Raw genomic sequence first — 22,334 nt, forward strand, 5'->3', positions numbered from 1 at the left:
TGAGTGCAGTGCGGTTCGTGTGGGAGCGGGCAAGCCCGCGAAAGGGCCCGCATAGGCTACAAAATCAATCCAGGTTGAAGGTGATCCTGAACGCCGCGCCCCCCAGAGGAGAATCCCCCAGGCTCAGCTCGGCGTCATAGCTGTCGACGATATCCTTGACCACTGCCAGCCCGATCCCCTGCCCCGGGTGCTGGCTGTCCAGCCGCTCCCCACGCTCCAGAATCCGCTCACGCTGGCCCGCCGGCACCCCCGGCCCGTCGTCCTCGATGCACAAGGTCAACTGCCCAGGCGCCTGCTCCAGACTCACGCGCACCTGGCCCAGGCTCAGGCGGTAGGCGTTCTCCAGCAGGTTGCCCAGCAGCTCCAGCAACGCGCCCTGCTCCATCGGCACCTGCGCCGCATCGGGCAGTTGCAGCGTCACGTCCACCCGCTTGTCCCGGTACACCTTGGCCAAGGTGCTGCACAGGCTTTCGAGCAACGGCCGCAGCAACACGCTGTGGCGTACCAGGCCGCTCTTGCGCAGGCTGGCGCGTTGCAACTGGTAGTCGATCTGCTGGCTCATGCGCTCGATCTGGCTCTGCAGCACGCGCGCCTGCTCGCGCTCGCCGCTACGCTGCTGCAGGCTTTCGCCCACCCCCTGCAACACCGCCAGCGGTGTCTTCAGGCTGTGCGCCAGGTCATCGAGCGAATCACGGTAGCGCTGACGCTGCTCGCGCTCGCTGCGCAACAGGCGGTTCAGCGAGCCGGTCAGGCGCAGCAACTCGCGTGGGTGTTCGCCGCTCAGGCCATCCCGCACTCCCGACTCCACGTCGTCCAGCTCGCGGCTGAGCCGGCGCAACGACCGCAAGCCCCAGGTCAAACCGGCCCACAGCAGCACCAGCAGCGCCAGCAAGGCCGCGCCAAAGCCCAGGTAGAGCTTTTCGCGCAGACCATCAAGGGTGTGCTGGTACTCGCGCACAGGTTGCAAGGCAACGATGCTGTAGGCGGCGCTCTGGCCACCCAGCAGCTTGATCTCGACGTCGTACACAAAAAACTCTTCGCCATCGGCTTGGTGAATGCGGGCGAATTCGTTGCCGCGGCCGTCGTAGCGCGGGCGGTAGTTGATGTTCTGCGCGGCGGTTGCCCGCGACTGCCAGACCAGCTTGCCGTCGCGGTCGAAGATATAGCCGAGCAGGCCGGTGTACGGCAGGTTGTAGCGCTCGTCTGGCAGCAGCGTCGGCATCTGCAGTTGGCCGTGTTCGATACGCGCTGCGGAAATCAGCGTGGTCACATCCGAGGCCAGGCGTTGTTCGATCGACTCCTGCAGGGCCAGGCTGAAGGCCTTCTGCAAGGCCGGCAGCAACGCCAGCATGAACAGCAGCGCCAGCACCGCGGCCGCCAGCATCAGGCGCACCCGCAGCGAACGGATCATCGGCAGCGCTCGGTGAACAGGTAGCCCAGGCCGCGCACGGTGTCGATCGGTTTGAAGCCATGCTCGCCCTCAAGCTTGCGCCGCAAGCGGCCGACCAGCACTTCGATGACATTGGGGTCGCGTTCCTCGTCACCTGGGTACAGCTGCTCCATCAGGCGGTCCTTGGCCACCACCTGCTGGTGATGGCGCATGAGGTATTCGAGGATGCGGTATTCGTAGGCGGTCAGGGCCAGGGGCTGCTCGTCCAGCGTCGCCTGCTTGCGGTTGAGGTCGAGCACCAGCGGGCCGGCGGCAATGGTCGACTGGGTGAAGCCGCTGGAGCGGCGCAGCAGGGCGTTCAGGCGTGCCTCGAGTTCTTCGAACTGGAACGGCTTGACCAGGTAGTCGTCGGCACCGGCGGCCAGGCCCTCGACCTTGTCCTGCCAGTTGCCGCGGGCGGTGAGGATGAGAATGGGGAAGGTCTTGTCCTGGCTGCGCAGGCGCGTGATCAGTTCCAGCCCGCTGATGCCGGGCAGGCCCAGGTCGATGATGGCCAGGTCGAAGTGGTATTGCCCGGCCTGGTACAGCGCCTCCTCGGCATCGGCGACCGCCTCGACCACATGGCCGCCTTCGCCCAGGCGGGTGTAGAGGTGATGGCGAAGCAGGGCTTCGTCCTCGACCACCAGCAGTTTCATGTGCAGCTCCTTGATATGTATTGCCTGTACCGGCCTCTTCGCGGGCACGCCCGCTCCCACAGGGATCGCACAGGCTCCAAGGCTCGTGCAGTACCTGTGGGAGCGGGCGCGCCCGCGAAAGGGCCGGTACAGGATAACCCGGCTCGCCCGTCAGAACTTGTAGCTTGCAGCCAGGTAGGTCTGCGCGCTGCTGGTCAGGCGCAGGGTGCCGTCCTTCGGCCCGCCGTGCGCACCCACTTCGGTGGCGGCATTGGTGCGCAGGTAACGGTAGCCCAGTTCCACAGAAGCCTTGTCGGTGATGTCCTGGATCACGCCGGCCTGCAGGCCATAGGCGTAACCGTCGTCGGTATCCCGGCTGGCCCCCGGCGAGTCCTGGGTCAGCTTGGTCACGCCCAGGCTGCCGCCGCCGAACAGCTTGGTGGTATCTCCCACCGGCAGGAACAGGTCGTAGCTGCCCAGCAGGTTTTCCTGGCGCAGCTTCAGGCCGCTGTGGTCGCCCGAGACATTGTCGTAAGTCATGTAGTAGCGGCCCTGGTCATTGATCTTGCCCACTCGCACGCCCCAGGTGTCGTCCTTGCCGATGATGCCGTCGGCGTTGAGGTGGTCGGTGTTGCGCTGCAGCAGGCCGGACTTGCGAACCTTGTCGCTGGTCTGGCCGTAGGTCAGGCTGGCGAAGTTGTCGTCAGCGGCCTGTGCGGTGGTGATGCCAGCGGCGCAGACGGCCATGGCGGCAAGCAGGGTGTTGAAGGTTTTCATGGCTGGATACTCCAGTTGAGTGCGCTGTTTCGGTCTGGAAGCTAGAGTAAGCAGGGCACCCTGAACCGCGACTGAACCCTGGCTGAACCCCGGCTGAACGAACCGTTTGAAGAACAAGGAGTAGTGACCATGCGCGCCCTGCTGGCCTTGACCCTGATGTGCAGCGCCGCCCTCGCCCAAGCGGCGGTACAAACCCGCGAGATCCCCTACCAGGACGCCGACGGCAATCGCCTGGTCGGCTACTACGCCTATGACGACGCCATCGAAGGCAAGCGCCCCGGCATTGTCGTGGTGCATGAATGGTGGGGGCTGAACGACTATGCCAAGCGCCGCGCCCGCGACCTGGCAGCACTGGGCTACAACGCCCTGGCTATCGACATGTATGGCGACGGCAAGCAAACCGAGCACCCTGCCGACGCCAAGGCATTCATGACAGCAGCGATGAAAGACCCCAAGGCCGCGGAGCGGCGCTTCGATGCCGGCCTCGAACTACTGAAACTGCAGCCGAACACCAACAAGCACCAGTTGGGGGCGGTCGGTTATTGCTTCGGCGGCAAGGTGGTACTGGATGCCGCACGCCGCGGCGAAAAGCTGGACGGCGTGGTGAGCTTCCATGGCGCACTGGCCACCCAGACCCCGGCCAGGCCTGGGGTGGTACGCGCGGAGATCCTGGTCGAGCACGGCGCGGCAGATAGCATGGTTACTCAGCAGCAGGTGGAGGCATTCAAGGCCGAGATGGATGCAGCCAAGGTCAACTATGAGTTTGTCAGTATCGAAGGGGCCAAGCATGGGTTTACCAACCCGGATGCAGACCGGCTGAGCCATGGCGAGCATGGCGGGCCGGATATCGGCTACAACAAGGCGGCGGATGAAAGATCGTGGGCGGATATGCAGGCGTTCTTCAAGAAGGTGTTCAAGTAAACAACGCGAGGGGCCGCTTTGCGGCCCAATCGCCGGCAAGCCAGCTCCCACAGGGGCCGCGCATTGGGAGCTGGCTTGCCGGCGATTGGGCTGCAAAGCAGCCCCTGCGATCCGATCTCCCACACCGTCGCCTCGGCTGGCACAATACCCCCCATGAACACACTCCCCGCCTGCTGCGCCCCGCTCCAGCACCACTGGCCCCTGCCCCGCCCCCTACCCGGCGCGGTGCTGGTCAGTTGCGCCTTCGACCCCGCCCGCCTGGCACCCGATGACTTCCAGCGCGCCGGTGTCGTGCCAGGCGACAGCCTGCAGCGCTCGGTGGCCAAGCGCCAGGCCGAGTACCTGGCTGGCCGGGTATGTGCCCGCGCCGCGCTGCAGCGCCTGGACGGCCGTGACTACGTGCCCGGTACCCACGAGGACCGTTCGCCCATCTGGCCCGCCGGCATCCACGGCTCGATCACCCACGGCAAAGGCTGGGCTGCCGCCGTGGTTGCTGCCGAGGGCAGTTGCCAGGGCCTGGGCCTGGATCAGGAAGCACTGCTGGATGACCAGCGTGCCGAGCGGCTGATGGGCGAAATCCTCACCCCCCCCGAACTCGAGCGCCTGGACCGCCGCCAGCTCGGCCTTGCCGTCACCCTGACCTTCTCGCTGAAGGAAAGCCTGTTCAAGACGCTCTACCCGCTGACCCGACAGCGCTTCTACTTCGAGCATGCCGAAGTACTGGACTGGTCCGCCGAAGGCCTGGCCCACCTGCGCCTGCTCACCGACCTGTCGCCGCAGTGGCGGCATGGCGCCGAACTGCAGGGCCAGTTCTGCCTGCAGGACGGCCACCTGCTCAGCCTGGTCAGCGTCTGACCGTCACAGCGGTGCCTGCTGCCGTGGCCAGTTCAGGCTGAAGCAGGCGCCACCCAGCGCGGCGCTGCGCCCCACTGTGGCTCGGCCCGCGTGCCAGTAGATGATCCGCCGCACGATCGACAAGCCCAGGCCATGCCCGCCCGAAGCGCGGGTACGGCTGTCGTCGAGGCGGGTGAACGGTGTGAAGATACGGTCCCAGACGCCCTCGGGGATCCCCGGGCCGTCATCCTCCACATCGATGCGGCAGCGTTGCTGCCCCAACTGGTAGCTCAGGCGCACCTCGGCCTCGGCGTGGCGCATGGCGTTGCCCACCAGGTTCTGCAGCGCCCGGTGCAGGTAGCGCGGTTCGGCTTCGACCCAGGCGCCTCCGCCATCGGCACCCTGGCACTCACCGCGCACCACCCTTACCTCGGCACGCAACGGCGCGAGTTCTTCGATCACCCGGTCGAGCAAGGCATCCAGGTCTACCCGCTCGAACTTCAGCGCCGGTGCGCCCTGCTCCAGGCGGGCGTAGGTGAGCATCTCGTCGACCAACTTGTCGAGGTCCTGGATATCGCCGTCCATGCCCGCCAGGTGCTTGGCCCGGGCCTGCTCGGTGGTGGCACTTTCGATCATCTCCAGGCCAAAGCGCAGACGTGCCACTGGCGTGCGCAGCTCGTGGGAAACCGCCCGCACCAGTTCGCGCTGCATGGTCAGCGAGCGCTGCAGATGCTCGGCCATGCCGTTGAAGGCCGCAGCCAGGCGCCCCACCGAGTCGGCGCCGCCGGCCGGCACGCGGGTGTCCAGGCTGCCTTGGGCGATGCGCGTGGCGGCAATCTCCAGGCCCGACACGCGCCGCTCCAGTTGGCGTACCAGCAGGTAGACCACCAGGCCGATCAGGCACAGACCAAGAAAGGTTATCAGGATCAGCAACTGCGGCGGATAGGGGTTGAGCTGGTACAGCGGGCCGATTTCCAGCACCCAGGGCGAACCCGCTAGCCCGGCGAACACACGGATCGAGTCGCCATCCTTGCCCAGGGCCATGACCGTATCGCCCTCCTCGACCCGGCGCCGCTGGTCATCGTCCAGGCTCACCCGCTCGATGCGCTGCAGGGCCACGCCAAAGCCGAAGCCCTTTTCTTTCTTGATCTGTGCCAGGCGCTGCTGCTGTTCGGTCACCGGGTAGCGCACCAGTTCGTCGGCCAGCAGATAGAGGGTGGCCCGCGCCAGTTGCTCGCTGATCTGTTTGATCTGCGCCACAAGCATCAGGTCTTCCTGGCCGACCTTGCGTAGCACCTCGGCCGCATGCGGGCCGGTCTTCTCGACCACCACCAGGCCGCGGTACAGGCGCGCCCGCTGACCGCCATCGAGTGTGCGCGCGGTCATGGGCTGCAGCGCCAGTGGCACGCCGAGCAGGCGCTCCCAGATCAGCAGCGAGCGCTTGCGCTCGGTATCGTTCTGCAGCGCCAGGTTGTCGGCCATCAGGCTGAAGGTGCCCTGGGCCAGGCCTTCTCGGTGCTGGGCGGCACGCACTTCGTTGACCAGGTGCAGGCTGAGTACACCGAGCAGGGCCACCAGCACCAACACGGCCAACATGCCGCCATAGATACGCAGGAAGATCGAATTGTTCATGGGGCCTCGCCGACGAACAGGTAGCCCTTGCTGCGAAGGGTCTTGATCAGCCTTGGCTGGAGCGGGTCGTCGCCGATCTTTGGGCGGATCTTGGAAATGCGTATGTCGATGGAGCGGTCCTGCCCGTCGTAGCCGACCCCACGTAGCGCGGTGAAGATCTGCTCGCGCGTCAGCACCCGGCCGGCGTTGCTGGCCAGCAGCCAGAGCAGGTCGAATTCGGCGCCGGTCAGCTCTATCAGCTGTTCGCCCAGGCGCGCCTCGCGCAGGCGATTGTCGATGCGCAGCGCGCCGAAGGCCAGGTCCTGGCGCTTGCTGTCCGGTGCTTCGCTGCGGCGCAGCAGTGCCTGGATACGCGCCAGGAGGAGCCGTGGGCGTACGGGTTTGCAGACATAGTCATCGGCCCCAAGGTCCAGGCCCTGGACTTGGTCGAGTTCATCGCTGCGGGCGGTCAGCATGAGGATCGGGCCGGGGTACTGGCTGCGCACCCGGCGACAGATGCTCAGGCCGTCCTCGCCGGGCAGCATCAGGTCGAGAATGACCAGGTCGGGCTGGCTGTCGACGATGCGCCGCGCGGCGCGAGCGCCATCGCCCTCGACGCTGATTTCGTAGCCGTTGGCCTGCAGGTACTCGGCGGTGAGCTCGGCCAGGCGCTGGTCGTCTTCGACGATGAGGATGCGGGGTGCGGGGTGGTCCATGGCTTGTGCCTATGTTTGTTGTTTTTCTATGGCCTGTGCCGGCCTATTCGCGGGTGAACCCGCTCCCACAAGGACCGCACCGCTTTCGAACCCTGTGCAGTACCTGTGGGGCGTGCCCGCGAAGGGGCCGGTGCAGGCAACATACCCTTTAACCAAAAGGCAACATCTGCTTCGGATACTACGTCCCGCCCCCGGGCACTGCCAACCTGCCAGCAGCCCCTCGACTGAACCGTTTTTTGTGATAGGGTTCGCGCCCGAAAAATTCTGCCCCGGGGCAGCAAGACGCAGAAAAATACTGCAAACCACTTGGCACAAGGCCTACAGCGAATACCCACCATTCACTCACAAAGTACGCACAAGTTATCCACAGGCGCTCGCCTTGCAAAGCCCCCGATACCGCATTATCTTGTATCCCGATCGCAGCGAACCACTAGATATAGGGTTTCGTGCAAAATCACACACAAAAGTCAACCCGCAAAATCAAGCGATTTATCGGGTGAACTTCAAGTGATTCCAGCAGCCAAACCGCTCCTGCGGAGGGCGACCGAGGCAAGCCCCTCCAGGGCCTTGTTCGGGTATGGGTGTTGCAGGCCAGGCCTGGCATCCATCAGCAACAGTTTTTGGGCCCGGCCCAGAACCTTTGACTTCGGCCAGGGAGCGGCGAGCCATTGCCCCTTATTCCTGAGTCTGTCCCGAAGTTGGTACGCCCGCGCGGGCGGATGCGCATGCATTGCCCATCCCCGCCAGGCCATCGAGCAAGTGGACGGAACGGTGGGCGCCCAAAAGGCGCCTGAACAATATAGAAACTGTGGAGACACCCACCCATGCAAACCGACACAACTCGCGAGAACCCGCAGGCCAAGGTGCCGCAGGCCGCCGATTCCAACCAGGATCTGGCCGCCACCGCTCCCGGCCAACTGCGCGTGATCAAGCGTAACGGCACTGTCGTCCCCTACACCGACGACAAGATCACCGTGGCCATCACCAAGGCGTTCCTCGCAGTTGAAGGCGGCACCGCCGCCGCTTCGTCGCGCATCCACGACACCGTCGCGCGCCTGACCGAGCAGGTCACCGCCACGTTCAAACGTCGCATGCCATCGGGTGGCACCATCCACATCGAAGAAATCCAGGACCAGGTCGAACTGGCCCTGATGCGCGCCGGCGAGCAGAAGGTCGCCCGTGACTACGTGATCTACCGTGAGCAGCGCGCCAAGGAGCGTGCCACCCGCGTCAACACCGAGTCCGTGGTCGAGCCGCACCCGAGCATTCGCATCACCCTGGCCGACGGCAGCCTGGCGCCGCTCGACATGGCCCGCCTGAACACCATCATCAGCGAAGCCTGCGAAGGCCTGGCCGAAGTCGATGGCGACCTGATCCAGCGCGATACCCTGAAGAACCTGTACGACGGCGTGGCCATCAAGGACGTCAACACTGCCCTGGTGATGACCGCCCGTACCCTGGTGGAGCGCGAGCCGAACTACTCGTTCGTGACCGCCCGCCTGCTGATGGACACCCTGCGTGCCGAAGGCCTGGGCTTCCTGAACGTGGCCGAGAGCGCCACCCACCACGAAATGGCCGACCTGTACGCCAAGGCCCTGCCGGCCTATGTCGAGAAAGGCGTCGAGTTCGAGCTGCTGGACCCGGCCCTGAAAGGCTACGACCTGGAGCGCCTGGGCAAGGCCATCGACCACGAGCGTGACCAGCAATTCACCTACCTGGGCCTGCAGACTCTGTACGACCGCTACTTCATCCACAAGGATGGCGTGCGCTTCGAGCTGCCACAGGTGTTCTTCATGCGTGTGGCCATGGGCCTGGCGCTGGAAGAGAAAGACAAAGAAGCCCGTGCCATCGAGTTCTACAACCTGTTGTCGTCCTTCGACTACATGGCCTCGACCCCGACCCTGTTCAACGCCGGCACCCTGCGCCCGCAGCTGTCCAGCTGCTACCTGACCACCGTGCCGGACGACCTGTCGGGCATCTACCACGCGATCCACGACAACGCCATGCTGTCGAAATTCGCCGGTGGCCTGGGCAACGACTGGACCCCTGTGCGTGCACTGGGCTCCTACATCAAGGGCACCAACGGCAAATCCCAGGGCGTGGTTCCGTTCCTGAAAGTGGTCAACGACACCGCCGTTGCCGTCAACCAGGGTGGCAAGCGCAAGGGCGCCGTGTGTGCCTACCTGGAAACCTGGCACCTGGACATCGAAGAATTCATCGAGCTGCGCAAGAACACCGGTGATGACCGTCGTCGTACCCACGACATGAACACCGCCAACTGGATCCCTGACCTGTTCATGAAGCGTGTCTTCGATGACGGCAAGTGGACCCTGTTCTCGCCTTCGGAAGTGCCAGACCTGCACGACCTGACCGGCAAGGCCTTCGAAGAGCGCTACGAGTACTACGAAGCCCTGACCGAGTACAACAAGATCAAGGTGTTCAAGACCATCCAGGCCAAAGACCTGTGGCGCAAGATGCTGTCGATGCTGTTCGAGACCGGCCACCCGTGGCTGACCTTCAAGGACCCGTGCAACCTGCGTTCGCCGCAGCAGCACGTGGGCGTGGTCCACAGCTCGAACCTGTGCACCGAGATCACCCTGAACACCAACAAGGACGAGATCGCGGTCTGCAACCTGGGCTCGATCAACCTGCCGAACCACATCGTCGACGGCAAGCTGGACACCGCCAAGCTGCAACGCACCGTGAACACCGCCGTGCGCATGCTCGACAACGTGATCGACATCAACTACTACTCGGTGCCGCAAGCGCGTAACTCGAACTTCAAGCACCGCCCGGTCGGCCTGGGCATCATGGGCTTCCAGGATGCGCTGTACCTGCAGCACATTCCGTACGGCTCCGATGCTGCCGTCGAGTTCGCCGACAAGTCGATGGAAGCGGTCAGCTTCTACGCCATCCAGGCGTCCTGCGACCTGGCCGACGAGCGCGGTGCGTACGAGACCTTCCAGGGTTCGCTGTGGTCCAAGGGCATCCTGCCGCTGGATTCGCAACAGATCCTGATCGAGGCCCGTGGCGCCAAGTACATCGACGTCAACCTGGAAGAGTCCCTGGACTGGGCCCCGGTACGCGAGCGCGTCAAGAAAGGTATTCGTAACTCGAACATCATGGCCATCGCGCCGACCGCGACCATCGCCAACATCACCGGCGTGTCGCAGTCCATCGAGCCGACCTACCAGAACCTGTACGTGAAATCGAACCTGTCGGGCGAGTTCACCGTGATCAACCCGTACCTGGTCCGCGACCTGAAGGCCCGTGGCCTGTGGGACTCGGTAATGATCAACGACCTGAAGTACTACGACGGTTCGGTGCAGCAGATCGAGCGTATCCCGCAAGAGCTGAAGGACCTGTACGCCACCGCGTTCGAAGTCGAGACCAAGTGGATCGTCGATGCCGCCTCGCGTCGCCAGAAGTGGATCGACCAGGCCCAGTCGCTGAACCTGTACATCGCCGGCGCCTCGGGCAAGAAGCTGGACGTTACCTACCGCATGGCCTGGTACCGTGGCCTGAAGACCACCTACTACCTCCGTGCCCTGGCCGCGACCAGCACCGAGAAGTCGACCATCAACACCGGCAAGCTCAACGCCGTTTCCAGCGGTGGCGACAGCGCCCCGGTCCAGGCAGCCGGCCCTGCGCCAGTGCCGAAGGCCTGCGCGATCGACGAGCCTGACTGCGAAGCCTGCCAGTAAGGCCAGGCCGAGGCTTCCTGCGGGAAGCCTCAACGCGTTTTCCGCACCACTGCGGACCCTGTGGGAGCGGGTTCACCCGCGATGAGGCCGGCACTCCCGCCGCCTCTCCACAGCCAGACACAACAAGCCGTGGCTGCAAAGCCGCGGCCAGCCCTTTTCGGGCACCTCAGATTTGCGTGCACCGCACCGCAACCAAGATCCACCGGCCATACTTGATAGATGGCCCTCAAGCAGGAGCATCTCACCATGCTGAGTTGGGACGAATTCGATAAAGAAGACGGCGAAGTAGCCGCCAAAGGCAACACCCCTGCGCAGGCCGCTGCCGCCGCCACCCTCGACAAGCTCGACAGCGCCGGTGGTGCCGCCGCCCTGGAAGCCCGTGCCGCCACCGCCGACGACTCCGACGCAGTCAAGCGCGCCAAGGCTGCCCTGAACGACCTCGACATCGCCGAAGGCCTGGCCGAGCTGGAAGGCTCCAGCGCCCGCGTGCGTGTTGACGAAAAGCGCATGATCAACTGCCGCGCCGACCTCAACCAGCTGGTACCGTTCAAGTACGACTGGGCCTGGCAGAAGTACCTGGACGGCTGCGCCAACCACTGGATGCCGCAAGAGGTCAACATGACCGCCGACATCGCCCTGTGGAAGAGCATGGACGGCCTGACCGAAGACGAGCGTCGCATCGTCATGCGCAACCTCGGCTTCTTCTCCACTGCCGACTCGCTGGTAGCCAACAACCTGGCCCTGGCCGTGTACCGCCTGATCACCAACCCGGAGTGCCGCCAGTACATCCTGCGCCAGGCCTTCGAAGAGGCGATCCACACCCACGCCTACCAGTACTGCATCGAGTCGCTGGGCATGGATGAAGGCGAGATCTTCAACATGTACCACGAGATCCCGTCGGTAGCGAAGAAAGCCGCCTGGGGCCTGAAGTACACCCGCGCCATCTCCGATCCGGAATTCAACACCGGCACCGTCGAAACCGACAAAGAGCTGCTGCGCAACCTGATCGCCTACTACTGCGTGCTGGAAGGCATCTTCTTCTACTGCGGCTTCACCCAGATCCTGTCCATGGGCCGCCGGAACAAGATGACCGGCGTGGCCGAGCAGTTCCAGTACATCCTGCGTGACGAGTCGATGCACCTGAACTTCGGTATCGACGTGATCAACCAGATCAAGATCGAGAACCCGCACCTGTGGGACGCGGCGATGAAGGAAGAAGCGACCCAGATGATCCTGCAAGGGACCCAGCTGGAGATCGAATACGCCCGTGACACCATGCCTCGCGGCGTGCTGGGCATGAACGCAGCGATGATGGAAGACTACCTCAAGTTCATCGCCAACCGTCGCCTGACCCAGATTGGCCTGAAGGAAGAGTACCCAGGGACCACCAACCCGTTCCCTTGGATGAGCGAGATCATGGACTTGAAGAAAGAGAAGAACTTCTTCGAGACCCGTGTGATCGAGTATCAGACTGGTGGGGCGTTGAGCTGGGATTGATAATCCGAGCGAAGCATAGAGAAGGCTGCCGATTGGCAGCCTTTTTTATTGGCAGGAAAAAAGCCGAAGTGGAAGCTTCCTACAAGGTTCTCATTGTGACTTTTGTATCGTCGCGATAACGTCTGTCGGCGCTTAAGAACGCTCACGCAGCGGTATTCCGTTCCCGTTAGCTGCGGCTCTCCAATTCAGGATGGCCAAGATGGACAGTTTCAATACACCTACCCTCTTCACCCGCCGCAACCGCCCCCTCCACACCCTCTGGCTCGAATCCCAAGCCTGGTTTTGCGCCCACGAACTCGGCCGGCTGAGTGGTCACTTCTACGACGAACACTGCATGCGCAAGCTCGACCCAGATCAGTACCGCTCCGTGCAGTTGCTGCGCTATGGCAAGTACCAGGAAACCACGATGGTCAGCGAGTCCGGGGCGTATACCTTGTTGGCGCATCACCATGTGCCGGAGAACCGGCATCTGCGTTGGTGGCTGACGCATGAGGTGGTGGCGGTGTTGCGTGATCGGCAGGAAGACGGGGTGGAAGATGTCCCGCGACTGGGGCAGATGTGCTGGCCTGGGGGACAGAGCGCGACGTTGTTGTATTGGCAGAGTGAGCCTTGGGTGAGGATGCGGGATATGCCGGTGGTGCTGGCTGGGGAAGTGCAACAGCTGCCGCCAGTAGAGCAGCCGAAGTTGAGTTGGCGGGAGTGTGCGCAGCGGGCGCTGCGATTGCATGGGGTTTAAGCGGCGGGTTTGCCTGGGCGGGCCTCTTCGCGGGTGAACCGCTCCCACAGGTACTGCGGTGGCTTCAGGTTAATGCTGTACCTGTGGGAGCGGCCGTGGCCGCGAACACCGGCACAGCCGGTGCCATCCACCGCGTCGCATTCTTCGCGGGCACGCCCGCTCCCACAGGTACAGCGCTAGCTTATGGGCTGCGCTGTACCCTGAGATACCTTGGAACCGCCAGATCCCTGAAGTCTATTCAAGCCGCTCGGCAGCCTTCTTGTATGCCTGGTCCCGTTCGCGACGATCAACAGCGACGACAAAAACCACGATCTCTTGGTCAATGACCTGATAGACCAGTCGATACCCGCTGCTGCGCAGCTTTATCTTGTAGCAGTCAGGCAGCGAGTGAAGGCGATTTGCCTCGATTCGAGGGTTCAGCAGAACTTCCGCCAGTTTCTTCTTGAACTGCTGACGCACCGTATCGCCCAGCTTCTTCCACTCTTTCAATGCACGTGAATCGAAGTCGAGGCTATAGGTCATCCAACTGGACCCTCACGCGCTGCGGGGAAGCAAGCCGCTCTTTCACAGTCGCAATGAGATCTTCATCGTCCTCAGTCATCAGGACAGGGCGGAAGGGCAGCTTGCCTCGCTCTGCAACATATTGCAGAGCCTGGCGCATGAGTTCGGAGGGGGTAACGCCGAGGCGCTCAAGCTCTTTGTATGCGCGGGCTTTGAGTTCGTCGTCGACACGTATGTTGATGGATGCCATGGGTCGGCCCTAAGGTAAAGACGTTTGTCATTACAATGCACGCGTCATTTCGATTTCGCAATGGCAGTTTGTCTGGGGCTCAGCAGTGCGACATGAACTGCTGGGGTGCGGCGCAGCCCTTTCGCGGCAAAAGGCCGCTCCCACGGGGATCGCGTAGCTCGGGAGATTTCAGAATGGCAGTGGTCGAGCAGGCTCGACCGCCTTGGGCGGCCGAATACGAATTGAGAGGCCTCGCCCACGCCGACAAGGGGGTGCGGCACCACAAGGTGCCGGGACTGGACATGCCAGTCTACGTGGTCGAGGGCGAGGCCAGTTCTGAAGATAGCTCAGGGTAGAGGTACCGTCCACGACTTCAATCCAGCTGCTGGGCTCGCAAATCCTGCGCCAGCATGTCGATGAAGGCCCTGACCTTGGCCGAACCGTACTTGCTCTCCCGGTGCAGTATATGGATTGGCCACGGCGCCTCTTCGTATTCGGCAAGGATCACCTGCAACTGCCCACTGGCCACCTCATCCGCGACCTGATACGACAGCAGGCGGGCAATTCCCAACCCGCCGCTGGCGGCAGCGATTGCCCCGTCATTGCTGGTCACCGTCAAGCGAGGCTTCATGCGCACCAACGTTGGTTCATCGGTTACTCCGAAACGCCAGCCGGCTCGCGGCGACAGGTTGGTGGTGCCGATCACCGCATGCTCCGCCAGGTCGGACGGGTGCTTCGGCACGCCATGGCGCGCCAGATATTCGGGAGAGGCGCACAGCATGCGCCGGACCCTGCCCACCCGCAGTGCTTTGAGCCCGGAGTCGGGCAAGGGGCCGATACGAACGGCCACGTCCATGCCCTCTTCGACCATGTTGACGATGCGGTCGAGGAAGTAGGCGGAAACGTCGACCTCGGGGTACTGCTGCAGGTAGTGGACGATGCACGGCATGACGAACTTCTTGCCGAACAGGATGGGCGCGGTGACGGCAAGGTCCCCCTTGGGGGTTGAGTTGATGCCGGCGGCGGCTTCGTTGGCCTCGTGGATGCTGGCGAGGATATGGCGGGTGTCTTCCAGATAGCGGCCACCGGCTTCGGTCAGGCGTACGCTGCGGGTGGTGCGCAGCAGCAGTTTGACCCCCAGCTGATCCTCCAGGGCGCTAACGGCGCGGGTGACTGCGGCAGGGGAGATGTCCAGACGGCGGGCAGCGGCGGCGAAGCTTTCCAGCTCGCCTACGGCGACGAACACCTTCATCAGGTGGATCTGGTCCATGCGGGCTCCTGGGGCTATGAAGTGCCGGGATTATCTTTCATCCGAGCGTTTTGTGTTGCCTCTGTCCCGTACGCGGTCCCTTGTAGGAGCGGCCTTGTGTCGCGAAAGGGCTGCACAGCAGCCCCAGCAATTAATGCTTCACTACTGAAATCCTGGGGCCGCGCTGCGGCCCTTTCGCGACACAAGGCCGCTCCTACAGGGGACCGCGCACGATCAGATATCCAGCACCAACGCCTGCCCCCCCTCCTCGACCCGCGCCGGCACGGCACAACAGATCAGCACCGACCCCGCCTCCGGCAGCTCGGCCGGCGGGTTCGGGTAATGCACCTGACCACTGACCAACCGTGTCTTGCAGGTACCACACGACCCACCTCGGCAACTGAACTCCGGCGACAATCCGCGAGCCTCGGCCAGCTCCAGCAGCGTCCCGCTACCGGGCGCCCAGCGCGCCTCCTTGGCCGAAGCCGCAAAGTACACCGGCACCGGCTCGCTGGCCGCGGGCGGCTGTTGCAGGGTGGGCTGGTCATCGTCGGTGTGCCGCCGGAGCGTTGACGGGCCAAAGGCTTCGGCATGAATCCGCGCATCCGGCACATGCAGCCCGCGCAGCCCTTCATACAGGTCCTGGGTAAAACTGCCTGGGCCGCACAGGTAGAAATCGTAGTCGTCCAGCGCCAGCGTCGCCTTGACCTGCTCGATACCCAGCCGACCGGCAAACTCGTAATCACGCCCCGCCAGCGCATGCTCTTCCGGCTGGCTCAGGGCGCGGTAAACGTGCAGCAGGCCGCCGGCCTGTTGCCGCAAACTTGCCAGCTCCTCACGGAACGGCAGGTCGGCCAGGCTGCGCGCACCATGGAACAGATGAATGCGCCGTGCCTGCCCCTTGCTCAACTGCTCGCGCAGCATGGCCAGTAACGGCGTGATACCCACACCCGCGCCGATCAGCACCAGCGGCCGCGTACTCTGCTGGTCCAGCGTGAAGCTGCCCATCGGCGAGCGCACGTTCAGCACATCGCCTGCCACGACGTGCTCATGCAGGTGCCGCGAGGCCGGGCCCTGGGCTTTGACGCTGATGCGCAGGTAACCGTCGGAAGGCGCGCTGGACAGGCTGTAGGTGCGGATCAGCGCCGCCTCACCGTCGAGCTGGACTTGCACCGGAACATGCTGCCCGGGCGCAAAGGCCATCGCACTGCCAGCAGGAGGCTCAAGGTAGAACGAGCGGATATCACGGCTTTCCTGCTCCACCCGCAGCACACGCCAGGCCTGCCATTGGCGCTGCCGCTGGCGTTGCTGCAGGCGTATGTCGGCCTCGGCCCAGGTGCCGGTCATCAGGCTGGTCGGGGCGTACTCCTTGAAGGCCCAACGCAGGGAAACGGCAGCCGGGCGCCGCACCACCTGCTCGACCTCCAGCGTCCACAAGCGCTCGGCGCCTTCGAACGCCTGGATGGCGGGGCTGTCCAGCAGCAACTCGGCATGCCCGTATAGCTGCAACACGTTGCCGTTGCTGAAATCGATGAATAGCAACCCTGCTTGCGGGTTCACCAGCAGGTTGCCCAAGGTGTTGAAGTGCAGGTTGCCAGCATAGTCGGGAATGGTGAGGCGGTTGCCTTCGACCTTGATGAACCCGGGCCGCCCGCCACGGTGGGAGACATCCACCGAACGCTGGCCGTCGACATGCTCGACATAGCTGGCGACAAAGAAGGTGTCGGCTGCCTGGATCATGCTGATAGCCGAGGCATCGAGCGTCGTCGCATCGACACGCCCTTGGGCGGGTTCCGCGACACGGGTGTAGTCACGCAGCTGGATGTACTGCGGGCAGTTGCCGAACGACTGCTCCACAGTCACCTGCAGTTGCCCGTCGCCGGCCTGGTGGATCTGGCCGTTGAGGCGGTTGCGCCGGCGGGTGTGCAGTTCGATCCCCAGCAGGCCGACCGCCTGCCCGGCAGCCAGCCCCGGGGTGGCGGGATCGTCTGCTGGCAGTTGAGTGTCGATCGTCAGCTGGCGCGGGTCCGGCGAGCTGACGAAACCTTCCGGCCCTTCCAGCAGCGTTGCCCAGGGCCGCCCCAGTGCGTCCACGCTGGCGGCGACCATGAACGGCAACTGGTGATAGAAAATACGATGCTGGTCGGGCATGTAGTCACGAATGACCTTCTGCCCGAACGCCTCCATGCGCTCCGCGACACCGGCTTTTTCCTGCAGGGTCTTCTCCCCCGCATGCCAGGGCGAGGAGTGGTGGTCCGGGTTCTGTTGCATGGCGGCGTTCCTCGCAGTGGCGGGATATCAGGCGCTGGTCTGCAGGCCGATCACGGTGCGTGGCATGGGCACGAAGCGCGGCAGCGCCTCGATCCGCGCCAGCCAGCTGCGTACGTTGGCATAGGGCTCCAGCGACACATTGCCCTCCGGTGCGTGGGCGATGTAGGAGTAGTTGGCGATATCGGCGATGGTGGGTGTGCTACCGGCCAGGAAGGGCGTTTTGGCCAGCTCGGCGTCGATCACCTTCAGCAGGGTATGGGCGCGGGTAATCACTTCGTCGGTGTTGAACGAGGCTCCGAACACCGTGACCAGACGCGCGGCAGCAGGGCCGAAGGCCAACGGGCCGGCAGCGACCGACAGCCAGCGCTGGACGCGGGCGGCGGCAGCGGGCTCCTCGGGGAGCCAGGTGCCGTTGTCGTACTTCTTGGCCAGGTACACCAGGATGGCATTGGAGTCGGCGATCACCGTGCCGTTGTCGTCTATGACCGGGACCTGGCCGAACGGGTTGAGGGCCAGGAAGTCCGGCTGCTTGTGCGCGCCTTTGGCCAGGTCGACGAACACCAGCTCGGTGGGCAGGTTCAGCAGCGAAAGCATCAGCTCGATGCGATGGGCGTGGCCGGACTTGGGGAAGTTGTAAAGCTTGATCGGGTTCGACATTGGCTTGGCTCCTGATCAGCACCGGGGTGGGCTGGTGGAGCACATGCTGCACCGGTTCGGCTGGCAGCAGAATCCGTGTGGAGGGGAAACCATAATTTCGCGGAGCGGAATAATGCACTCAGGCTTCTGGCCTCCTCGCGGGCAAGCCCGCTCCAAAAGCACTACACCCTCCCGTGGGAACGGCTTTAGCCGCGAAGAATCCAACGCGGTGCCTGGCACCGGCTGCGCCGGTGTTCGCGGCTAAAGCCGCTCCCACAGGTCCCTGCTAAATCAGAGAAATCAGCCCAATCGCTGCTGCCGTTGGTAGAGGTAAAGAACATGCACAGCATCTACCACCAACGGCACAGTGGCTTGGTGTTCTTCGAGGCTCATCTTGTCCAGGACGGAAAAATTTTCCTCCGAACCGTGCAAGGCAATAGCGTCGAGATATTTTTGAAGATGGGCAGGTAATTCTGTCCATCGTCCCAAACGAACACCCCGCATGTACCCGAAGCACCACTCTTCAAGCACTACAATTTCGCCCTGCGCAGTATCTCTGACCTCAAAGAACAGATTCAGCTCATCCGTGGCTTCGCTGAGCATGATCGCGACGGTATTGTAAAACTTGATGATCAAATCCGTGTAGCGCTGAGCCTGGGCCTTGCTTTTGAACCGAGGCAATTTGCCGCCAGAAACCTCCGGCAGCCACTCACTTGGTGGCAGCATATGCGGCGAGCTGCATAGGGCATTCACAAAGCCATCGAGTTCACTGACATCAAGTATCGCGTCATCATTGCCATACTTGAAAAGCAGCTCTCCCAGCTCGTCCAACTCCTGGTCGGTGATGGGGTTACTCATAGAGGTCAATCCTGCAGCCGGTGGTAACGGTAAAGCCTGCGTGCTGCCTCGGTCACCTGAGGCACGCAGGACTGGATATCCGCTTCGCTCATCTGGTCCAGCAACTCGAAGTTGTCCTCCAGCCCATGCAGCGAAATGGCCTTGAGCAGTTGGTCCTGCTCCGGCGGCAGCTCGGCCCAGCCAGCGACCTGGGTGCCGCGCATATAGCCGAAGCACCATTCCTCCATCACGACCACCGTGCCTGCCTCGCCTTCACTTTCCTCGAACAGCGGTTCGAAGTGATCGACGTCGTCCCCCAACTCCTCCGCCACCTGGCTGGCATAGCGCAGCATCAATGCCGTATACGCCTCTTCATGCGCCGGCTTCTTGAATTTCGGCACCTTGCCACCAGCCACCGCGGGCAGCCACTGTTCCGGGGTGACAGTGGTCGGTGAGCTGGCCAGTGCAGTGAAAAAGCCATTGAGCTCGGCCAGGTTGAGTACCGAGTAGTCATTGCCGTAGGTGATCAGCAGGTCTTCGAGGCGGTCGAGTTCTTTTTCGCTGAGTGCGGGGAGCATGGGTGAACATCCTGGGAAGCAAAAGTGTGTGCACCCTAGCACAGCAACGCCCGAAGGGCTGCCCGCGCTTACAGCTTTGCGGGCAGATTGCTTAACGTGGCAACCAGCCATGCAGCAGCTGCTGCCTGCCAGTTCCGATCAACAGCCATAGCAGAATGCGACACTTGCGCGGACACAACTGCCCCGCCATATGTACCCCCTTGCTCTGCAGATCGATCTCGGCACCGGCAAAACCGTAAGAGGCCGTGGCTGTTGGGCCACTGCCTGTGCGGGTAGCAACAATCACTGGCAAGGTAGGCGCGAGATGGCCAAGCACTTCGGACCAGCTACCGGAAACGTGGCCGGCACCAAAACCGGCGATGACCAGCCCCTCGTAGCCCAGTGCCGCTGTAGCCTTCAACAACGCCGTATCTGCGTCCAGGCACGCTTCCAGCATTGCAACCCGGTGCTCGGTGCGATGCGGTAACGGCAGCACATCTCGTGGGCCAGGTGGCTGACGATATACCACGGCACCTTCCACAACATCGCCCAGCGCTCCGCACCCGGGCGATTCGAATGCAGCCATCGCGAGGCTTGCCGTCTTGCGAACCCTTGCAGCACAGTGGACCTGATCATTCATCAGTACCAGAACGCCGCGCCCACGGCTGCCCGGCGCCAGTGCAACCTGCGCCGCAGCCAGCAGGTTGGCCGGGCCGTCGTTGCCCGGCTGGCTGGCCGCGCGCATGGCACCGGTCATTACCAATGGCGCATCGAATGGCCAGAGCAGATCGAGGAAATACGCCGTTTCCTCGAGGCTGTCGGTACCTTGGGTCAGTATCACCGCGTGTGCTCCGCGAGCCACCTCGCCCCGGGCCCAGGCCAGCACCTCGAGCATCGCCGCAAAGCCCAGCGAGGCACTGGGGAGCAGACCCAGAGTGGCAGCTTCAAGCTGGGCCATCTCACGCAGTTGCGGCAACTCGGCCAGTTGTTCATCGCAGTCAAGCTTGGGCATCACCCCCCATTCGCTCGCACTTGCCCGCATGCTCACCGTCCCTCCAAGGCTGGCAATCGACAACTTGGGCAGGTTTGCATGCGCTTTCATACGCCACCTCCAGCAAGCAGCCCGACCAGCGGAACGATCGCCAGTGTGCTGATGGCCATCGACACTACATTGCCGATGTAACCATGCATGTAGGCCGGCAAGCGCTGACTGATGGCCACTGCCAACGGTGGCGCTACCAGCGCGCCCAGCACTGCACTGGCTACGACCACTTGCCAGTCTCCACCGTGGGTGAGCACAGCGGCAGGTACGATAGAGACGATGGGAATGTAAGTGGGGTACCAGCCTCGCGCCTGCCATTGGCGACGCCAGAACACGACTCCCACCAGTGATGCCAGCGCCTGCCCGGCAACCAGCGGTATCAGCAGCGAACCGTAGACTGGCGCAGCGGGGGCCAGCATGTATGCCAGGAACACCCCCAACAGTAGCCCGAGGCTGGCCAGTTCATTACCGAAGAATGGCGCTTCGCTGAAATCGGCCAGTACACGCCGCAAGGTCCAGGCCACACCGTAGTCGGGCTGGGCCGCATCGGATTCAGGTGCGGCGGTCGGGTGGCTGGGCCGTACCCATGATGGAAAGCGCCAGCACAGCATGAACGCAATCACGCTTGCCAGCGCCATGCCACTTACGTTGCCGACTACCACCGGCAACTGCAGGGGATAGCACAGGTAGTTGACCATCAACAGGCTGGCTGGTGTTACCAACAGCGCTCCCAGCAGTGCGCCGGTGATAGTCACCTGCCAACCCGCACCAAACAACAGCACCATGGCTGCTGGCAAGGATACGAAAGCAACGAAGGTTGGTTGCCAGGTGCCACTGGCCAAGGTCCATCCCCACAACGCGTGACTGAGCAACAAGCCCAGCAGTGAACTGGTGAATACCCACGGCCATAGTCCGCTGCCGTAGCAGATGGCAAAGCCGTGCCAGCGATACCCATGCACATGGGCCCAATGCGCCAGGCAAGCTCCCAGTAGCAAGCCCAGGGCGGGCAACTCGTGCTTATAGAAGGCCACTTCGCTGATATCACCAACTATCCAACGCAAGCGGCTTAGCGGCTGATCAAGCGTCGCTGCCAATTGCGTGTAGTCCGGCCATTGGCCCTGTACGAGGCTGGCGGCCAGCAGCACCAGCAGGCAGGCAAGGATCAACACCGACGAACGCTGCCGGTTGGGGAAGAGTTGCGTTTTCATGTGCAACTCCTCAGCGGGGCATAGGTGCATGAAGGCGATAGCCAAGCGTCGCATCGTAAAGATCGGTGCGCCTGTCCCGCGGCAAGTCGTTGAGGCTGTTCCAGATCGGAGCCGAGCGGGCGCTGCTGAGGTCGACATCAGCGTAGAGAATGCCCTCCTCCTCTGCACTGGCCACCTCGCCAATAGGCCAGCCATTGGTACCGGCAATCAGTGAACAGCCCAGGAAGCGACCACCCCGCTCGCTACCTATACGATTGGCGGCAGCGATATAGACGTTGTTGGCGTGTGCCGCCGTCATGGTCAGGTAGGACGCCATGCAGCGCCCTGATTCATCGAACAGCGGTGGCGGCGTCCATACCCAGTTGTTCAGGCTGCAGATGATGTCGGCGCCTTGCGCAGCCATCAGCCGCGGCACTTCCGGGAACCAGATATCCCAGCAGATCAGCAGGCCGATACGGCCGATCGGTGTCTCGAACACTGGGAAGCCCAGGTCGCCAGGGGTGAACCAGAGCTTTTCCTGGTTCCACAGGTGCGCCTTGCGGTAATGCCCGAGCAAGCCTTGCGGACCGAACAGTGCGGCACTGTCGAAAAGTTTCAGTCCCTCGCGTTCGGCAAAACCCGCAGCCAGATATACCTGGTACTCCTTGGCGAAATCCGCCCAGGCTTTCAGGCTGCGCCCCTCCTCCAGCGTTTCGGCATGGGCATAGGCCTCTGCACGCGTGTGGAAGGTGTAGCCGGTGTTGGCCAGCTCGGGTAACACGATCAGGTTGGCGCCTTCACGCGCCGCGCACCGGGCCAATGCCAGGCCCTTGCTCAGGTTGCCATCGCAATGCTCCAGCCCGACCTGAGGGTCGTACTGGATGACAGCGATACGTACGGGGCTAACGGGCGTGCAGTGTTCAGACATGGCGGCTTCCTTTTATGGTTGTTTTGGAAGGGCGCCA

The 22,334-nt window shown here is 63.3% G+C and carries 20 protein-coding genes; 5 read left to right on the forward strand and 15 right to left on the reverse strand.

All coding sequences use genetic code 11. The features are described from left to right. Positions 1-64 precede the first annotated feature (64 nt). The 3 genes from AC2T3R_RS20135 to AC2T3R_RS20145 all read right to left on the reverse strand — a co-directional run bounded on the left by AC2T3R_RS20135 (position 65) and on the right by AC2T3R_RS20145 (position 2,841). Positions 65-1,411 (reverse strand): ATP-binding protein, encoded by a 1,347-nt coding sequence (locus AC2T3R_RS20135; RefSeq protein ID WP_410953648.1) that lies wholly within the window; start codon positions 1,409-1,411, stop codon positions 65-67. Continuing rightward, positions 1,408-2,085 (reverse strand): response regulator, encoded by a 678-nt coding sequence (locus tag AC2T3R_RS20140; RefSeq protein WP_004375868.1) that lies wholly within the window; start codon positions 2,083-2,085, stop codon positions 1,408-1,410. Before AC2T3R_RS20140 ends, AC2T3R_RS20135 begins: the two co-directional genes overlap by 4 nt. Before the next feature lie 150 nt (positions 2,086-2,235). Beyond that, positions 2,236-2,841, reverse strand: a complete 606-nt coding sequence (locus AC2T3R_RS20145) for an outer membrane beta-barrel protein (protein WP_486744170.1) — start codon at positions 2,839-2,841, stop codon at positions 2,236-2,238. 129 nt (positions 2,842-2,970) lie between these two features. On the opposite strand from AC2T3R_RS20145, the gene AC2T3R_RS20150 reads away from it, so the two are divergent. Together AC2T3R_RS20150 and AC2T3R_RS20155 are read left to right on the forward strand one after the other, a co-directional pair. Beyond that, complete coding sequence (locus AC2T3R_RS20150; protein ID WP_015271495.1) at positions 2,971-3,762, forward strand: dienelactone hydrolase family protein; 792 nt, start codon at positions 2,971-2,973, stop codon at positions 3,760-3,762. Positions 3,763-3,915: 153 nt separating this feature from the next. After that, positions 3,916-4,617 (forward strand): 4'-phosphopantetheinyl transferase family protein, encoded by a 702-nt coding sequence (locus tag AC2T3R_RS20155; RefSeq protein ID WP_486744171.1) that lies wholly within the window; start codon positions 3,916-3,918, stop codon positions 4,615-4,617. Positions 4,618-4,620: 3 nt separating this feature from the next. On the opposite strand, the gene AC2T3R_RS20160 is transcribed toward AC2T3R_RS20155, so the two are convergent. Both AC2T3R_RS20160 and AC2T3R_RS20165 read right to left on the reverse strand, forming a co-directional pair. Next, positions 4,621-6,228 carry an ATP-binding protein gene (locus tag AC2T3R_RS20160; RefSeq protein ID WP_061551544.1) on the reverse strand — a complete coding sequence of 536 codons (1,608 nt, stop codon included), beginning with the start codon at positions 6,226-6,228 and terminating at the stop codon, positions 4,621-4,623. After that, entirely contained in the window at positions 6,225-6,923 is a 699-nt protein-coding gene (locus tag AC2T3R_RS20165) for a response regulator (protein ID WP_015271498.1), read from the reverse strand. Before AC2T3R_RS20165 ends, AC2T3R_RS20160 begins: the two co-directional genes overlap by 4 nt. A gap of 824 nt (positions 6,924-7,747) precedes the next feature. Here AC2T3R_RS20165 and AC2T3R_RS20170 point away from each other — a divergent pair. From AC2T3R_RS20170 to AC2T3R_RS20180, 3 genes are all read left to right on the forward strand, one after another. After that, on the forward strand, positions 7,748-10,627 hold the full coding sequence (locus AC2T3R_RS20170) for a ribonucleoside-diphosphate reductase subunit alpha (protein ID WP_013973842.1): 2,880 nt from the start codon (positions 7,748-7,750) through the stop codon (positions 10,625-10,627). A 246-nt stretch (positions 10,628-10,873) separates the two neighbouring features. Then, on the forward strand, positions 10,874-12,124 hold the full coding sequence (locus AC2T3R_RS20175) for a ribonucleotide-diphosphate reductase subunit beta (protein ID WP_015271500.1): 1,251 nt from the start codon (positions 10,874-10,876) through the stop codon (positions 12,122-12,124). A 199-nt stretch (positions 12,125-12,323) separates the two neighbouring features. After that, a complete protein-coding gene (locus tag AC2T3R_RS20180) occupies positions 12,324-12,860 on the forward strand; it encodes a BRO-N domain-containing protein (RefSeq protein ID WP_486744172.1) in 537 nt (178 codons plus the stop codon). A gap of 234 nt (positions 12,861-13,094) precedes the next feature. Here AC2T3R_RS20180 and AC2T3R_RS20185 read toward each other — a convergent pair whose 3' ends face one another. From AC2T3R_RS20185 to AC2T3R_RS20230, 10 genes are all read right to left on the reverse strand, one after another. Continuing rightward, positions 13,095-13,382, reverse strand: coding sequence for a type II toxin-antitoxin system RelE family toxin (locus tag AC2T3R_RS20185; RefSeq protein ID WP_241105932.1), 288 nt, complete (start codon positions 13,380-13,382; stop codon positions 13,095-13,097). After that, complete coding sequence (locus tag AC2T3R_RS20190; protein ID WP_207838200.1) at positions 13,372-13,611, reverse strand: type II toxin-antitoxin system RelB/DinJ family antitoxin; 240 nt, start codon at positions 13,609-13,611, stop codon at positions 13,372-13,374. The genes AC2T3R_RS20185 and AC2T3R_RS20190 overlap by 11 nt, the downstream gene beginning before the upstream one ends. Before the next feature lie 352 nt (positions 13,612-13,963). After that, complete coding sequence (locus AC2T3R_RS20195; RefSeq protein ID WP_410953643.1) at positions 13,964-14,860, reverse strand: LysR family transcriptional regulator; 897 nt, start codon at positions 14,858-14,860, stop codon at positions 13,964-13,966. Positions 14,861-15,073: 213 nt separating this feature from the next. Beyond that, positions 15,074-17,110: a pyridoxamine 5'-phosphate oxidase family protein gene (locus AC2T3R_RS20200; protein WP_486744173.1), complete on the reverse strand. Its 2,037-nt coding sequence runs from the start codon at positions 17,108-17,110 to the stop codon at positions 15,074-15,076. A 27-nt stretch (positions 17,111-17,137) separates the two neighbouring features. Further along, positions 17,138-17,767: a glutathione S-transferase family protein gene (locus tag AC2T3R_RS20205; RefSeq protein ID WP_015271508.1), complete on the reverse strand. Its 630-nt coding sequence runs from the start codon at positions 17,765-17,767 to the stop codon at positions 17,138-17,140. 279 nt (positions 17,768-18,046) lie between these two features. After that, the gene (locus AC2T3R_RS20210) at positions 18,047-18,604 is read right to left on the reverse strand and encodes a UPF0149 family protein (protein WP_085721556.1); all 558 of its coding nucleotides are present in this window, start codon (positions 18,602-18,604) and stop codon (positions 18,047-18,049) included. Positions 18,605-18,609: 5 nt separating this feature from the next. Next, positions 18,610-19,161 carry a UPF0149 family protein gene (locus AC2T3R_RS20215; RefSeq protein ID WP_100413306.1) on the reverse strand — a complete coding sequence of 184 codons (552 nt, stop codon included), beginning with the start codon at positions 19,159-19,161 and terminating at the stop codon, positions 18,610-18,612. Between the two features lie 91 nt (positions 19,162-19,252). Then, positions 19,253-20,242: an asparaginase gene (locus AC2T3R_RS20220; RefSeq protein WP_410953641.1), complete on the reverse strand. Its 990-nt coding sequence runs from the start codon at positions 20,240-20,242 to the stop codon at positions 19,253-19,255. Beyond that, complete coding sequence (locus tag AC2T3R_RS20225; protein ID WP_486744174.1) at positions 20,239-21,390, reverse strand: hypothetical protein; 1,152 nt, start codon at positions 21,388-21,390, stop codon at positions 20,239-20,241. The genes AC2T3R_RS20220 and AC2T3R_RS20225 overlap by 4 nt, the downstream gene beginning before the upstream one ends. A gap of 10 nt (positions 21,391-21,400) precedes the next feature. Continuing rightward, positions 21,401-22,297: a nitrilase family protein gene (locus AC2T3R_RS20230; protein ID WP_054571840.1), complete on the reverse strand. Its 897-nt coding sequence runs from the start codon at positions 22,295-22,297 to the stop codon at positions 21,401-21,403. Positions 22,298-22,334: the final 37 nt, after the last annotated feature.

The organism is Pseudomonas sp. PVC-5-1, from assembly GCF_057444345.1.